Origin of the sequence: Niastella populi (assembly GCF_002078015.1) — a bacterium.
Classification (GTDB): Bacteria; Bacteroidota; Bacteroidia; order Chitinophagales; family Chitinophagaceae; genus Niastella; species Niastella populi.
In genome coordinates this window covers 1-523 of the sequence record NZ_LWBP01000142.1, presented here as the reverse complement: position 1 = coordinate 523, position 523 = coordinate 1, and the positions used below count along the sequence as shown (strand labels likewise).

Below are 523 nucleotides of genomic sequence, written 5' to 3'. Positions count from 1 at the left end.
AATAGCAACTATAAAAAAAGATGTGGTAAATGTTAAAATTGGTGAACATGAAGAGCCAATATATAATTTAGGGGATGGTATACAATCAATAATTATTTTGACTTACCCATTATTTTTTAATCAAGATAAGAACTTAAAGGTTTTTATTGAAGAGCCGGAGTTACATTTGCATCCTGGATACCAACGAATTCTTTTTGAGACATTTTTAAGACCTGAATTTAAACACTTTGAATATTTTATAACGACACATTCGAATCATTTCCTCGATCTTACTTTAGAGAAAAACAGCATTTCCGTTTATGCTTTTGAGCAAATTAAAAATAATACTGAGAAGCCAGATTTTTCGATAATAAACGTGGAGAATTCTGATACAAGTGTACTGTCGCTTCTTGGAGTTAACAATTCTTCAGTTTTTCTTACTAATTGTACGATATGGGTAGAAGGAATTACAGATAGAATTTATATACGAAAATATTTACAAATTGTTCAAGAAGGTAAAGGCGAAAAATTTTACGAAGATATT

At 29.3% G+C, this 523-nt stretch carries 1 protein-coding gene; it reads left to right on the top strand.

Translation table 11 applies throughout. The annotated features are described in order from the left end of the window. Positions 1-523: ATP-dependent nuclease (locus A4R26_RS12995; RefSeq protein ID WP_165760255.1), on the top strand; the 523-nt coding region annotated here is incomplete at both ends.